Source organism: Sphingomonas sp. (assembly GCF_040398505.1).
GTDB lineage: Bacteria > Pseudomonadota > Alphaproteobacteria > Sphingomonadales > Sphingomonadaceae > Sphingomonas.
Genome location: NZ_JBBATX010000207.1, coordinates 1 through 1,219 on the forward strand (window position 1 = coordinate 1; position 1,219 = coordinate 1,219).

The 1,219-nt window shown below is 61.8% G+C and carries 1 protein-coding gene; it reads right to left on the reverse strand.

The annotated features are described in order from the left end of the window. Positions 1 to 29: 29 nt before the first annotated feature. Positions 30 to 1,219, reverse strand: a protein-coding gene (locus ABWP09_RS14430) for an IS3 family transposase (RefSeq protein ID WP_502959805.1) whose coding sequence is annotated in 2 segments (ribosomal slippage) — positions 30 to 955 and positions 955 to 1,219 — 1,191 coding nt annotated over the 2 segments. Because the reading frame shifts where the segments join, the coding sequence is not laid out codon by codon here. This gene is flagged as partial in the annotation.

Here is a 1,219-nt window from a genome sequence, read left to right on the forward strand (position 1 = left end):
TGGCCTTGCCCCCGGTTAGTGGACACGGGTTAAGCGGCGAGTTGAACTTCCGCGGTCTGTGATGAGTATTGCAGTTCGAAGGCGACGGGGCTGACATCTCCGATCGAGGAGTGCCGGCGCCGACGGTTGTATCGGTCCTCGATCCAGGCTCCGACTTCCCGAGTAGCGCGGTCGCGGGTGGGCCAAACGCGTCGGTAGTAGAACTCGGTTTTCAGCGTGGCGAAGAAGCTCTCGGCCATCGCGTTGTCCCAGCAAATACCGGTCAATCCCATCGAGCGTATGATGCCATTCTTGATCGCGAATGCGGTGATCTGGGCCGAGGCATATTGGGTGCCGCGGTCGCTGTGAAAGATGACCTGCGCCGGCCTGTCTCCGCGCAGTGTCATGGCCATCACGAGGGCATTCTCGATCAGATCGGTCCGCATGTGGTCGGCGATGGCCCAGCCGATTACCCGGCGGCTGTGGGCGTCGATCACGGTCGCCAAGTAGACCCACCCCTCCCAGGTCCTCAGATAGGTGATGTCGCCGACCCAGACCTGGTTCAGGGCCCCGGTGTCCCATTTCCGTTTGACGGCGTCGACGGGGTAAGCGTCGGCGTGGTCAATGATCGTGGTGGTCCGCCACTTTTTGGGGCAGATCCCCACCAATCCGAGGCGTTGCATGGTCTTGGCGACGGTCTTGCGCGAGATGGTCTCCCCGTCGGCGCGGAGGTCGGCGAGGATCCTCGGCGATCCATAGACCTCGTCGGAGTCGCCGTGGAACCAGGCCACTTTCTGCTCAATGTTCTCCCGCCGAATCTCGCGGTCTGACGGTTTGCGGTCGAGCCAGACGTAGTATCCCGATCGGGACACCTGAAGCAGGCGGACCATGCGGGTGATGGTGAAGTTGGTCTTCTCCGCCAGCATCAGTTCGAACGCTTTGCGCTCGTATCCGACGCTTCCTGGGCGAAGAAGATGGATGCTTTTTTTAGAAACGCCCGATCCAGTTTCAGGTCCGCGTTTTCCTTGCGCAGCCGGAGCAGCTCGGCCCGTTCCGACTCGGTGACCGCGGTCTCGCCGGTGTCATTGCGGGACTTGAAAGCGATGACCCAACGGCCCAGCGAAGCCTCGTTAATGCCGAGCTCGCGGGCCACGGTCGCGATGGCCCTGCCGGTGTTGATCACCAGCTTCACGGCCTCGTCTTTGTACTCAGGAGTGAACTCCCGGCGTGTCTTTCCCAT